Source organism: Modestobacter sp. VKM Ac-2979 (assembly GCF_026967995.1).
Taxonomy (GTDB): Bacteria; Actinomycetota; Actinomycetes; order Mycobacteriales; family Geodermatophilaceae; genus Modestobacter.
On sequence record NZ_JAPVBO010000002.1, the window covers coordinates 50,508 to 63,413 of the forward strand.

Consider the following 12,906-nt stretch of genomic DNA (forward strand, 5'->3'; position numbering starts at 1 on the left):
TCCGAAGCGGGTGAGGGGGTCATCGGGTGCTCCCGGCGGGAGCGGCTGCGGCCTCGGGCCGCAGCGGGATGCCGTAGTCGGCCAGGTGCACGACCTGGCCGGTGGTCAGGGACTGGTTGGCGGCCGCGCCGACGAGCACGCTGCGGACGCCGTCGAGCCAGCCGGCCGCCTGGCCCAGCGGGTCCGACCGGGTGCCGGGGCGGAACAGGTCGTCCAGCAGCAGGGCGTCGCCACCACCGTGCGCACCGGGCCCCTCGGGGACCTCGATCCGCTGGGCGGCCGCCCAGCGGCGCTGCAGCACCAGCTCGGTGCCCTCGCTCCGGGCCCCGGACGCCGCCTGGACCTCCTCGGGCGTGGCGCTGGGGTCGACGGCGACGCCGAACCCGCCGATGACGTCGTCCGCGGCGACGACCGCCGCGCGCTCGACCACCGACAGCTCGATCCGGCCCTCGGTGCCGTTGATGCTCACCCGGTAGCCCTCCCAGGGGCCGTGGGCGTTGAGCGAGTAGCTGAGCACCGGGCCGTCGGCGTAGCGGAGCAGCAGCGCCATGTTGTCCTCGATGGTGATGCCCGGGGAGAACACGTCCTGGTCGCGGATGTAGCCGTCCTCGACCTCCGCCTCCAGGTACAGCTGGCGCAGCCGGTCGTTGCCGGCCAGGTCGAGCGCGAACGGGTCGCGGCCGGCGTCCGGGGCACCGTGGCTGCGCGCCGGGCGCTCGCCCAGGCCCCGCTCCTTGGCGTTGGCGTCGCCGTAGAAGCGCAGGTCACCGAGGGCGAAGACGGTCTCCGGCACCGCGCCGACCCACCAGTTGACCAGGTCGAAGTGGTGCGTGGCCTTGTGCACGAACAGGCCGCCGGACAGCGACTTGTCCCGGTGCCACCGGCGGAAGTAGTCGGCGCCGTGGACGGAGTCCAGCACCCACTCGAAGTGCACCGAGGTGACCGCACCGATGGCGCCCTCGGCGACGAGCCGGCGGACGGCGGCGTTCCGCGGCGAGTAGCGGTAGTTGAAGGTGACGACGAGGTCGCGGCCGGTCTCGTCGACGGCGTCGACGATGGTGCGGCAGCCCGCGGCGTCGGTGGTCAGCGGCTTCTCGGTGATCACGTCGCGGCCGGCGCGCAGCGCGCGGGAGATGTACTCGGCGTGGGTGAAGTCGACGCTCGCGACGATGACGACGTCGGGCTGCTCCCGGTCGAGCATCGTGTCGAAGTCCTCGGGCCCGTAGGCCGGCAGCGGCGCCGAACCGGGGTGGGCTGCGGCGAACTGGCGCTGGTAGTAGGCCATCCGCGTGCTGTTGGGGTCGCAGAGGGCGACCAGCCGGCCGACGTCGGCGTGGCTGCCCAGCAGCGCGGCGACGTACATCTCGGCGCGGTGGCCGGTGCCGACGACCGCGTAGCGACGGGGCGCCTGGGCTCCGGACGGGTCGGTGGTGGTCACGTCTCCCTCTCGGCGGTGCAGCAGGGGGTGGGGGCCTGGGGGCGGCCGGTGACCGGCCGCCCCCAGGCCGGGGGTCACGCGATGGCCGACTCGACCTCGCTCATGAACTGCTCGGCGGCGTCCTCCACCGAGATCTGGTCGAACAGGATCTGCTCGGTGTAGCGCTGCAGGATCGCCTGCACCTCACCGGCGCCCTGCGGGGGCAGCGCCGGCGGGTCCTGCAGCTCGGGGGTGATCTCCTCGACGAAGGACACGGCGGCCTGGCCGGCCGGGTCCAGCGTCGGGGCGATCTGGTCACGCAGCTCGGTGTTCACCGGCAGGCCGCGGTCGGCCTTGATGATCTCCACCGCGTCCTCGGAGTTGATCAGCCAGTCGACCAGCATCGCGGCCTCCTGCGGGCTCTCGCAGCTGCTGCTGACCGCCCAGAACATGGCCGGCTTCAGGTACATGCCGGTCTCGCCGTCCCCCGCCTCGGTGGGGAACCGCATGAACTGCAGCTCGGTGCCGGCCCCCGCGGTCAGCGCGGGCAGCTCGTTGGTCCACCAGAACCCCGAGGCACCTCGGCCGGTGGCGACCAGCGCCTGGTCGACACCGCCGTTGAAGACCTCGACCGTGGTGGACGGCGGCGGCTCAGCGCCGGTCTCCGACGCCTGCTTCTCGATGTTCCACCACTCGGCCAGGGTCTCCTGGGTGAAGCCGATCTCGCCGTTCTCGTCGAACAGCGCCTCACCCTGCTCCCGGGCGTAGACCTCGAAGTTGGTGTCACCACCGTTGAGGCCCATCGCCTGCATGCCGTACACCTGCCCGCCGGTCGCCGAGGTGACCTGGGCGGCGGTCTCGACCATCTCGTCCCACGTCCAGGACGAGTCGTCGGGCAGTTCGACGCCGGCGGCGGCGTAGGCCTGCGGGTCGACGACCAGGGAGAAGGCGTTGACGCCGGTCGGGATCGCGTAGGTGGCGTCCTCGACCATGCCCGTCTCGGCGACGTTCTCGTCGAGGTTGCTGGTGTCGATGGTGCCGTCCTCGATGTACGGCGTCAGGTCCAGCAGCGCGTTGCGGTCGGCGTACTCCCGCACGTAGCGGGTGTCCTGCTGCATGACGCACGGTGCCTGGCCACCGGCGGTGCCCGTGGCGAGCCGGTCCCAGTAGTCGGCGAAGCCGGTGAAGTCGCCCTCGATCGTGACGCCCTCGTTCTCCGACTCGTAGAGGTCGATCAGCTCCTGGGTGGCCGCGTGCCGGGTGTCACTGCCCCACCACGACATCCGCATGCTGACCGGGCCGTCCTCTCGGGTGGTGCCGCCGTCGGCAGCCGCACCACCGCCTCCGCCGCCGCTGTCGCCACCGCAGGCAGCGGTGGTCAGCAGCAGCCCGAGGACGCCGCCGGTCACGCCGAGGCGGGTGGGCCAGGGCGCACGCGCCCAATTCGTCCGGTTCGTGTGCACGTTCCTTACCTCCTTGTAAGTGCTGCGTGAATGGGTGCCGCGTGAGCCGTGGGGTGGTGTCACTTGAGCCCCGTGGTGGCGATGCCTCGGACGAGATAGCGCTGGCCCGCGAGGAAGAAGCCGAAGACCGGCGCCAGGGCGACGATCGACATGGCGAAGACAGGACCCCACGGCGTCTGGCTCGTCGCGTCGACGAACGTCCGCAGGGCGACCGGGACGGTGTACATCTCCGGGTCGGTCAGGAAGATCAGCTGGCTGAAGAAGTCGTTCCAGGTCCAGATGAAGGTGAAGATGGCCGTGGTGGCCAGGGCCGGCACCGACAGCGGGATCACGATCCGCCAGAAGATCGCGAAGTGCCCACAGCCGTCGATCCGGGCGGCCTCGTCCAGTTCGGTCGGGATGCCCCGGATGAACTGCACCATCAGGAAGATGAAGAAGCCGTCGGTGGCCAGCAGCTTCGGCACGATCAACGGCCAGTACGTGTTGATCCACTCGAGCTCGGAGAACAGGATGTACTGCGGCACGATCACCACGTGGATCGGCAGCATCATCGTCCCGAGCATCACCGCGAACCAGAACTTCTTGAACCTGAAGTCCAGCCGAGCGAATGCGTAGGCCGCCAAGGAACAGGCCAGCAGGTTGCCGATGATCGAACCGCCGACGATGACCAGCGAGTTCCAGATGTAGTGGCCGAAGTCCCGCGGCAGCGCGGTCCAGCCGTCGGGGTAGTTCTGCCCGGTGACGCGCTCGGGGATCAACCCGGTCTGGCTGAAGATGTCCTCGGTGAACTTGAACGAGCTGGAGAGCATCCACAGCAGCGGGTAGAGCATGAGCAGCGCACCGAGGATGAGCACGATGTGCGCCAGCCAGCGCGGCCGCTGCTTCTTCTCCCGGTCGGGCAGCTTCTCCGTGGCGGCCACAGGGGGGGCCACGGTCAGGTCAGTCGCCATAGAACACCCAGTACTTCGCTGCGAAGAAGTTGATCGCGGTCAGCCCACCGACGATGAGCAGGAGGAACCAGGCCAGCGCCGAGGCGTAGCCCATGTCGAAGTTGCCGAAGCCGCGCTGGTAGAGGTAGAGCGTGTAGAAGAGCGTCGAGTCGGCCGGACCACCGGTGCCGCCGCTGACGATGAACGCCTGCGTGAACGTCTGGAACGCGTTGATCGTCTGCAGCACGAGGTTGAAGAAGATGATCGGCGAGAGCAGCGGCAGGGTGACCTGCAGGAACTGCCGGACCTTCCCCGCGCCGTCCAGGGACGCCGCCTCGTAGTACATGGTCGGGATCTGCCGCAGCCCCGCCAGGAAGATGACCATCGGGGCGCCGAAGGTCCAGACGTTCAGGATGATCAGCGTGCCGAGGGCGTAGTCGGGGTCGGAGACCCAGCCGGGCGGGTTCTCGAACCCCACGAACCGGAGCACCTGGTTGAGCAGCCCGTCGGAGCCGAAGATCTGCCGCCACAGGATGGCGATCGCGACGCTGCCGCCGATCAGCGAGGGCAGGTAGTAGATCGACCGGTACAGCGCCAGGCCGCGCAGGCCGCGGTCCAGGATCATCGCCAGGAACAGGGCGAACGCCAGCTGGATCGGCACGGAGACGGCGACGTAGATGAACGTGACCTTCAGCGACTGGTAGAACCGCGGGTCGTCGAACATCCGCTCGAAGTTGGCCAGCCCGATCCACTCGGGCGCCCCGATGAGGCTGTAGTCGGTGAAGGACAGGTACGCCGAGGCGGCGATCGGCCCGGCGGTGATGAACAGCAGGCCGGCGAACCACGGGGCGAGGAACAGGTACGGCGTGAGCCGACGCGTCCACCACTTCCGCCCACGGGGCGCAGCACGACCCGTGGCTCCGGGAGCCTCGTCGTGCGAGCGTTCGCGCGACTTGACGTCGAGCGTTGACGACACGGGCTCTCACCTCTCTGTGCAGCTCGTCGGACGACGTCGTCCGGTGCGTCGGATGTGCAGTGGCTCACATGTTGGTAAGCGCTTTCTAGACCCCCGGCCGAACTGCTGTCAACGCTCAACGAGAACGCCCGGACCACCCGGCTGCCGCTGTGCTCTGCCTCACAAGTGGGTAAGCGCTTTCTACTCGGGTCCGCTCGGGCATGTCAACGAGTCGACTCGGGCCACTCGGTCACGATCCGGCCACGAGGGTGACGTCGTCCAGCTGAGCTGCGCGTTCGCGTCGACCGACGATCCCGAGTCCGACGCGCCCGGGCCGACTCCTCGGCAAGCCCTTTCCCATCTCGGCAGGTCTGGCTACGCTCAGCATCCCGTCGGCGACTGCGCCGACGACTGGCTCGGTCAAGGGGGATCACGTGCCAGAACAGTCCCGAACCGCCGGCCGGGTGGTGCTCGTCGGAGCCCACGGCCACGGTCGCTGGCACCTGCAGAACCTGCGCCGGCTGGCTGCGGCCGGCGAGGTCCGTCTGGTCGGGATCTGCGACCCGCGGCCGCTGGACGACGAGTTGCGCGCACTGGCCGGCGACGTCCCCGTCGCCGCCTCGCTGGACGAGCTGCTCGCAGCGACCAGCCCCGACGTGACCATCATCTGCACGCCGATCCACACCCACACCGACCTGGCGCTCACCGCCGCCCGGGCGGGCAGCGCCGTGCTGCTGGAGAAGCCCCCCACCCCGACGCTGGCCGAGTTCGACCGGCTGGTCGAGGGCATCGAGAGCACCGGGGCGGCCTGCCAGATCGGCTTCCAGAGCCTGGGGTCAGCGGCCATCGACCGGGTGCGCTCGCTGGTCGAGGGCGGGGCGATCGGCACGGTCCGGGGCATCGGCGGCGCCTGCGCGTGGGTCCGGGACGCGTCCTACTACGGCCGGGCCAGCTGGGCCGGGCGGCGCAGCGTCGACGGGGTGCCGGTCGTCGACGGCGCGCTCACCAACCCCTTCGCCCACGCGGTCGCCACCGCCCTGGCCCTCGCCGGGGCCACCGGTGCCGGCTCGCTGGAGTCGATCGAGGTGGAGCTGTACCGGGCCAACCCGATCGAGGCCGACGACACCTCCTGCCTGCGGATCCGCACCGCCGACGGGCTCGTCGTCACCATCGCCGCGACGCTGGCCGCCGAGCACCCGCGGGACCCCGTCCTGGTCGTGCACGGGAGCACCGGGCAGATCACGCTCTCCTACAAGACCGGCGAGGTGCGGCTGCAGGCCGGCGGGGTCGACGAGACCACGACGCACGACGCCGCCGACCTGCTCGAGGACCTGCTGGCCCACCTCCAGGACCGCACCCGGCCGCTGCTCGTCCCCCCGGCGGCGACCCGCTCCTTCATGGAGGTCGTGGAGGCGGTGCGCTGCGCCCCGGACCCGGCAGAGGTCCCGGCCGCGCACCGGCGGGCCGAGGGCGAGGGCACCACCGCCCACCAGGTCGTCCCGGGCATCGACGCGCTGGTCGACCGGGCCGCGGAGGAGCTGCGGCTGTTCTCAGAGCTCGGCGCTCCCTGGGCCACGGCCCCGGCCGTGCGGCGGCCGGGTGCCGCGCCGTCCCCGGTGGGGCACTGACCGTGGCGCTCAAGGACCTGCACCAGGGGCACGTCCCGGAGGAGCCGTCGCCGCCCGGCACGGTGCTGGCCACGCTCACCGTGGCCGGCACGGTGGTCGCCACCTGCTGGGACGGCGCCGGGCTCCCCGGCGTGCTCGCCCCCCGGCCGTTCCTGCACCCGGTCAGCACGCTGGCCGGCACCCCGGTCACCGACGCCCAGCCCGACGACCACCGCTGGCACCTGGGCGTCTCGGTCACCCTGCAGGACGTCGGCGGGGCGAACGTCTGGGGCGGCCGCACCTACCTGCGCGACCAGGGCTACACCTGGCGCGCCGACCACGGGCGCCAGGCGCACACCGGGTGGACGGCGCAGGCACCCGACGGTTTCCGGGAGACCCTCGACTGGCTGGACCCGGACGGGCGCACGCTGCTCACCGAGGAGCGCACCGTGCAGGCAGCGCCCGCTCCGCTCGCCGGCGCCTGGACCCTCGACCTGACCACCACCCTGCGCAACGCCACCGACGCCCCGGTGGAGCTGGGCAGCCCCGCCACCAACGGGCGCAGCGGCGCCGGTTACGGCGGGCTGTTCTGGCGGCTCCCCCCGGTGACCGGGGCCCGGGTGTGGAGCCCGGACGCCGAGGGCGAGGACGCCGTGCACGGCACCCGGACGACCTGGGTGGCCTTCGCCGCGACCGGCCCGGCGCCGTTCACCGTGGCGCTGGCCGGCACCGACGAGACCACCCAGGGCGACCCCTGGTTCGTCCGCGTCGACGACTACCCCGGCCTGGGCTCCCAGCTGGCCGCCGAGCACCCGGTGCGGCTCGCCCCCGGGGCGGCCACCACCCGCAGCTTCCGGGCCCTGGTGGCCGACGGGACGCCGAGCTCCCAGGCCATCGGGGATGCGCTCACGGCCCCGCCGGGCCAAGGTGGACGGCGATGACCGCTGCTCGGGAGAGCCCGACCGGCCGCCGGGCCACGCCGGACGAGGTCGTCGGGGCCCCCGCCGTCCGGCGCAGCGGCCCCGTCCTGCTCTCCGAGGTCGCCGCCCACGCCGGCGTCTCGCTGGCCACCGCCTCCCGGGTGCTCAGCGGCAGCCGCTCGGTCGGTGAACCGCACCGCGGCCGGGTGCTGGCCGCAGCCCAGGAGCTCCGATACACGCCGAACGCGCAGGCCCAGGCGGTGGCCCGGGGGGCCAGCAACGTGGTCGGCCTGATCATCCACGACGTCCTGGACCCGTACTTCTCCAGCATCGCCGGCGGGGTGATGCGGCAGGTCGAGGAGCGCGAGCTCGTGGTGTTCCTGGCCAGCACGCACAGCGACGTCGACCGCGAGCTGGAGTTCGTCCAGACGATGCGCTCCCACCGGGTGCGCGCGCTGATCATCTGCGGCAGCCGCACCACCGACCGGGCGCACAACGAGCGGCTGGCCCACGAGCTCGAGGGCTACGCGGCGGCCGGCGGCCAGGCCGCGGTGATCAGCCAGGACCGGCTGGGCACCCACGCCGTGGTGCCGCAGAACCGGACCGGGGCCCGCTCCCTGGCCCGCGAGCTGTGCCGGCTGGGCCACCGCCGCTTCGCGGTGCTCGCCGGGCCACGCGGGCTGCTGACCTCCCGCGACCGGCTGACCGGCTTCCGGGAGGGGCTGGCCGCCGAGGGGATCGACGTCGCCGAGCTGCAGGTGCTGCACGGGGAGTTCACCCGGGAGGGCGGGGAGAGCCTGGCCGCCCGGCTGATCGCCCAGGGCCCGCTGCCGACCTGCGTCTTCGCCGTCAACGACGTGATGGCCCTCGGCGCGCTGGCCGGCTTCCGGGCCGCCGGCGTGCGCGTGCCGGACGACGTCTCGCTGGCCGGCTTCGACGACATCGCCCCGCTGCGCGACGTCGTCCCCTCGCTCACGTCGGTGCACCTGCCGCTGGAGGAGATGGGCGCCCGGGCGGCGCAGCTGGCGCTGGACACCGAACCCCAGACCACGAGCCAGGCCGTCAAGGTCCACGCCGAGGTGGTGCTGCGCGACAGCACCCGCCGGCTCGCCTGACCACCACCGGAGGACACCGTGCACCCCCACCTGGACCGACCGTCGGCCGCCGATCGGGCGGTCAAGCGCGAACGCGTCCTCGACCTGCTGCACCGGACCGGGCACGAGCGGCTGGTGCTCACCTCGGTGGGCTCGCTGTCCTGGTACCTGGACGGCGCCCGGCCGGCCGTCAAGCTGTCCGCCGAGAACGGGGTGATCGCCGTCGTGGTCGACGCCGCCGGGGACACCGTGTTCGTGCCGAACAACGAGGCCGACCGGCTCGCCGCCGAGGAGCTGCCCGCCGACGTCCGGGTGCAGGTGACCGACTGGTGGGCACCGCTGCTGGGGCCCGACCTGGCGCCTGGCACCCCGGGAGTGCTGACCGAGGCCGACCCGGTCGCCGCGGAGGGGCTGCGGGCCGCCCGGGCGAGCCTGCTCCCGGTCGAGACCGAGCGGTACCGCCGGCTCGGCCGGGACGCCGCCGAGGTGCTGACCGCGACCGCGCTGTCGCTGCAGCCCCGGACGACCGAGCGCGAGGCCGCGGCCCGGCTGGGCGGTGAGCTGCTCGCCCGCGGGGCCGAGCCGTTCGTCGTCCTGGTCGCCGGGGAGGAGCGGCTGCCCTTCCGGCACGCGCTGCCCACCGACGGGGTGCTCGGCCGGCGGGTGATGCTCGTCGTGTGCGGTCGGCGGCACGGGCTGATCGCGAACGCGACGCGCTGGGTCGCCCTCGCGCCGCCGACCGCCGCAGAGGCCGATGCCGACGCACGGATCCGCGCGGTGGAGACGGCGTTCCTGGCCGCCTCCACCCCCGGACGCCCGCTCGGCGAGGTCTTCGCCGCCGGCGCCGGCGCCTACGCCGACCAGGGCTTCCCGGCCGACGAGTGGACCCGGCACCACCAGGGCGGCCCGACCGGCTACTGGGGGCGCGACCCGGTCGCCACCCCGGACAGCGAGGTGCGGCTGGTGGCCGGACAGGCCGTCGCCTGGAACCCGTCCGCCCCCGGCGTGAAGATCGAGGACACCCTGCTGCTGGGCGACGGGGGTCCGGAGGTGCTCACCACCGACGGCGTGTGGCCGACCACCCGCGACGAGCTGGGGCTGCTGCGCCCCGACGTCCTGGTCCGCGTCTAGGACGACGCCTCCCCGCCGGACCGGCGGGGAGGGCGCCCTCGGTCAGCGGAGGCGGCCGGAGCCGGCCTTGACCCTCACCAGCGCCGGCACCGCGACCGTCGGGTCGATCCGCTCCACGAAGGTGGGCGTCCAGCTCACCGTGGTCGGGATGTCCGGGTCGTTCACGGCGTTGTAGGCCTCGACCAGGCTGGTCCGGCGCGGCCAGGAGCGGCTGCTGACCAGCGTCCCCGACTCGTCCAGGCCCGCGCCGTCGAGCACGTCACCGCGCCAGTCCTCGACGAAGGACGCCGGGTCGACCCCGGGGGCCAGCTGGACGAAGTTGTTGTCGGCGACGATCTCGGCCTCCACGCCGACGCCCCAGCTGTACTGGTAGGCCGCCGGGTCGGAGACGACGTACCAGTTGTTGTAGACGTGCACGTCGCCGTAGCGCACCCGGGGCGCGCGCTGGCCGATGTCCTCCCACAGGTTGTGGTGGAAGGTGACCCGCAGCCGGCCGCGGTCGGCGACCCGGCTGTTGGAGGAGCCGACGAGGTTGGTCTTGTCGTGGTCCCGGAACTCGTTCCAGGAGACCGTGACCAGGTCCGAGGAGTTGGTGATGTCCAGCAGGCCGTCGTGCACCTCGAACTTCTGGCCGTAGACGACGGGCAGCGCCTCCGGCGGGTTCTGCCCGTCGTCGAAGGTGTTGTGGTCGACCCAGACGTGGGTGGACTCGGCGAGCCACAGGTTGTCGTAGGCGGCGTTCCAGGCACCGGCGTCGCCGTCGGTCGGGTCCCAGGCGGTGAAGCAGTCGTAGGCGTCGGACAGCCGGAGGTTGCGGATGATCACGTCGTCCGAGCCGCGCACGGTGAGCGCGGCGCCGACGATGCCGGCGTCCCGGCCGACTCCGATGATCGTGACGTTGGAGCCCACGTACTGGCGCACCTGGGCCTCCTGGACGTCCGCGGACGCCGCCCGGGCGTCCTCCAGCGGACCGGTGGGCTCCGTCTCCGTCCCCCAGACCTCCGGCGCGTAGGCCGCGATGTAGTCGGCCATGTCGAAGCCCTCGACCTCGTAGGACGCACAGTCGACGGCGCCGTCGGCGGTGCGCCGCTGGGCGTCCAGGACGCCGTGGACGTACACGATCCGCGGCGTGGTGTCCCCGCGCGCGGCGTCGCCACCCAGGGCGGCGCGGAACTCCTCCCAGGTGTGGACGTGGAAGACGTCGGCCGGGTCGGCCGTGGACCCACCGGTCGTGCCGCCCTCGGCGGCGGCCCAGCCGTCCTGCGCGCCGAGCACCTCCCGACCGAGGTCCCGGCCCGGGTCGCGGCCGTGCGCCGATGCTGCGGTCGGGGCGAGTGTGACGGCCAGGGCTCCGGCCGCGGTGACGATCAGGGTGCGACGCAGTGCGCGCATGCCACTCCTTCGAGGAGAATGGGAAAGCGGTTTCCCGAGTGATGCGCGTCACGCTAGTTGCGGATCGGAAACGGTGTCAAGACGTCCGAGACGACTCGCCGACCGCCATCCCGGCTCAGTCAGACGGCGAGCACGGCCTCCCGCTCGGCTGCGCCGGCGAGCTCGGCATAGCGGCCGCCCAGCGCCAGCAGCTCCTCGTGGGTGCCCTGCTCGACCACCCGGCCGTGGGCGAGCACCGCGATCAGGTCGGCGTCCCGGACGGTGGAGAGCCGGTGCGCGATGGTGATCGTCGTCCGGCCCTGGCTGGCCTCGTCCAGGGCCGCCTGGACGGCGCGCTCGGTGGTGTTGTCCAGCGCGCTGGTCGCCTCGTCGAGCACCAGCGCCCGCGGGTCCCGCAGCAGCGTGCGGGCGATTGCCAGCCGCTGCTTCTCCCCGCCGGAGAAGCGGTGCCCGCGGGCACCGACCACGGTCTCGTAGCCGGCCGGCAGCGCGGCGATGACGTCGTGGACCTGGGCCCGGCGGGCGGCGTCGACCATCTCGGCGTCGGTGGCGTCGGGCTTGGCGTGCCGCAGGTTCTCGGCGATCGTGCCGTGCAGCAGGTAGGTCTCCTGGGCCACGACGCCGACCACGTGGGCCAGGTCGGCCAGGGAGACGTCCCGGACGTCGATGCCGTCGACGGTGACCCGCCCGGCGGTGGGGTCGTTGAGCCGGGCGACCAGGGAGGCGAGCGTGCTCTTGCCCGACCCGGTCTCCCCCACCAGCGCCAAGGTCGCCCCGGCGGGCACGGTGAGGTCGACGTCGTGCAGCGCGTCGCGGGTGCCGTCGGGGTACCGGAAGCCGACGTGGTCGAACCGCACCTCGCCGCGGACCGCGCGCGGGTCGAGGGGCACCGGGCGGGCCGGGTCGTCGATGTCGACCGGCAGGTCGAGGTACTCGAAGACCCGGCTGAACAGCGCCATCGAGGCGGTCAGCGAGACGCCGATGTCCAGCAGGCCCATCAGTGGGCGGAACAGCGCGCCCTGCAGCGCGGTGAACGCGACGAGCGTGCCGATGGTCATCCCGCCCGACGTCGCGGGCAGCCCGGCGATCAGGTAGATCAGCGCCGGGATGCCGGCGAACACGATGCTCATGGTGGCCATCCGCCAGCGGCCGGCGAGCTGGGACCGCACCTCGAGCCCGACCAGGACGTCGGAGGTGCCGGCGAACCGCTGGGACTGGGCCGGGCCCGCGCCGAGGGTCTTCCCCAGCAGCACGCCGCTGACGCTGAGCCCCTCCTCCACCTGGGAGTGCAGGTCGGCCAGGGACCGCTGGCGCTCGGCGGTGATGGCGCGGCGCATCCGGGCCACCCGCCGGGTCAGCCAGACGGCGGGCGGCAGGACGACGAGGGACAGCAGGGACAGCCGCCAGCTCAGCACGGCCATGGCGACGACGGTGCCGATCACGGTGGTGGCGTTGGCGGCGAACGAGGTGGCCGTGGTGGTGACCACCGACTGCATGCCACCGATGTCGTTGGTGAGCCGGGACTGGACCTCACCGCCCTTGGTGCGGGTGAAGAAGCCGAGCGACTGGCGCTGCAGGTGCGTGAACACCGCCGTCCGGAGCCCGTGCATGACGTGCTGGCCGACGGTGGTGGACAGCCAGGTCTGCAGCACGCCGAGGACGGCGGTGACCGCGGCCACGCCGACCATGCCGGCGACCGCCCAGCCGAGCAGGGGCACGTCCTGCTCGGGGATCGCCTCGTCGATGACCAGCCGGATGAGGAACGGCGTGGCCAGCGCGATGGCCGAGCTGGCGACGATGAGCGTGACCACGGTGGCGAGCTGCCGCCGGTACGGGCGGAACAGCCCCGCGACGCGGCTCCAGCTCACCGGTGCGCGCTCCAGTTGGGCGCGGTCGGCCGGGTCGGGCCGCCCGCCGGAGCGCCCGCCTCCCCGACCTGGGTCCATGGGGTCGATGGCGACCACCCCTTTCTGCTTTCCTGAGGTTACCTCACCGTGT

At 72.8% G+C, this 12,906-nt stretch carries 10 protein-coding genes; 4 read left to right on the forward strand and 6 right to left on the reverse strand.

The genetic code is table 11. The annotated features are described in order from the left end of the window. Positions 1 to 19: 19 nt before the first annotated feature. From O2W15_RS04730 to O2W15_RS04745, 4 genes are all read right to left on the reverse strand, one after another. A complete protein-coding gene (locus O2W15_RS04730) occupies positions 20 to 1,438 on the reverse strand; it encodes a Gfo/Idh/MocA family oxidoreductase (RefSeq protein WP_269178568.1) in 1,419 nt (472 codons plus the stop codon). A gap of 74 nt (positions 1,439 to 1,512) precedes the next feature. Then, positions 1,513 to 2,880: an ABC transporter substrate-binding protein gene (locus O2W15_RS04735; RefSeq protein ID WP_269178569.1), complete on the reverse strand. Its 1,368-nt coding sequence runs from the start codon at positions 2,878 to 2,880 to the stop codon at positions 1,513 to 1,515. A 59-nt stretch (positions 2,881 to 2,939) separates the two neighbouring features. Continuing rightward, a complete protein-coding gene (locus tag O2W15_RS04740) occupies positions 2,940 to 3,812 on the reverse strand; it encodes a carbohydrate ABC transporter permease (protein ID WP_269178570.1) in 873 nt (290 codons plus the stop codon). 7 nt (positions 3,813 to 3,819) lie between these two features. Next, positions 3,820 to 4,785, reverse strand: coding sequence for a carbohydrate ABC transporter permease (locus tag O2W15_RS04745; RefSeq protein WP_269178571.1), 966 nt, complete (start codon positions 4,783 to 4,785; stop codon positions 3,820 to 3,822). Positions 4,786 to 5,198: 413 nt separating this feature from the next. Here O2W15_RS04745 and O2W15_RS04750 point away from each other — a divergent pair, with 413 nt between their 5' ends. Genes O2W15_RS04750 through O2W15_RS04765 form a run of 4 tightly spaced genes read left to right on the forward strand, consistent with a single transcriptional unit; the run spans position 5,199 to position 9,516 of the window. Next, positions 5,199 to 6,392: a Gfo/Idh/MocA family protein gene (locus O2W15_RS04750; protein WP_269178572.1), complete on the forward strand. Its 1,194-nt coding sequence runs from the start codon at positions 5,199 to 5,201 to the stop codon at positions 6,390 to 6,392. Positions 6,393 to 6,394: 2 nt separating this feature from the next. After that, entirely contained in the window at positions 6,395 to 7,312 is a 918-nt protein-coding gene (locus O2W15_RS04755; RefSeq protein ID WP_269178573.1) for a PmoA family protein, read from the forward strand. Beyond that, entirely contained in the window at positions 7,309 to 8,406 is a 1,098-nt protein-coding gene (locus tag O2W15_RS04760) for a LacI family DNA-binding transcriptional regulator (RefSeq protein WP_269178574.1), read from the forward strand. Before O2W15_RS04755 ends, O2W15_RS04760 begins: the two co-directional genes overlap by 4 nt. 18 nt (positions 8,407 to 8,424) lie before the next feature. Then, entirely contained in the window at positions 8,425 to 9,516 is a 1,092-nt protein-coding gene (locus O2W15_RS04765; RefSeq protein ID WP_269178575.1) for a M24 family metallopeptidase, read from the forward strand. 42 nt (positions 9,517 to 9,558) lie between these two features. Here O2W15_RS04765 and O2W15_RS04770 read toward each other — a convergent pair whose 3' ends face one another. Both O2W15_RS04770 and O2W15_RS04775 read right to left on the reverse strand, forming a co-directional pair. Further along, entirely contained in the window at positions 9,559 to 10,908 is a 1,350-nt protein-coding gene (locus O2W15_RS04770; protein WP_269178576.1) for a pectate lyase family protein, read from the reverse strand. A 119-nt stretch (positions 10,909 to 11,027) separates the two neighbouring features. After that, the gene (locus O2W15_RS04775) at positions 11,028 to 12,776 is read right to left on the reverse strand and encodes an ABC transporter ATP-binding protein (RefSeq protein WP_269178577.1); all 1,749 of its coding nucleotides are present in this window, start codon (positions 12,774 to 12,776) and stop codon (positions 11,028 to 11,030) included. Positions 12,777 to 12,906 lie beyond the last annotated feature (130 nt).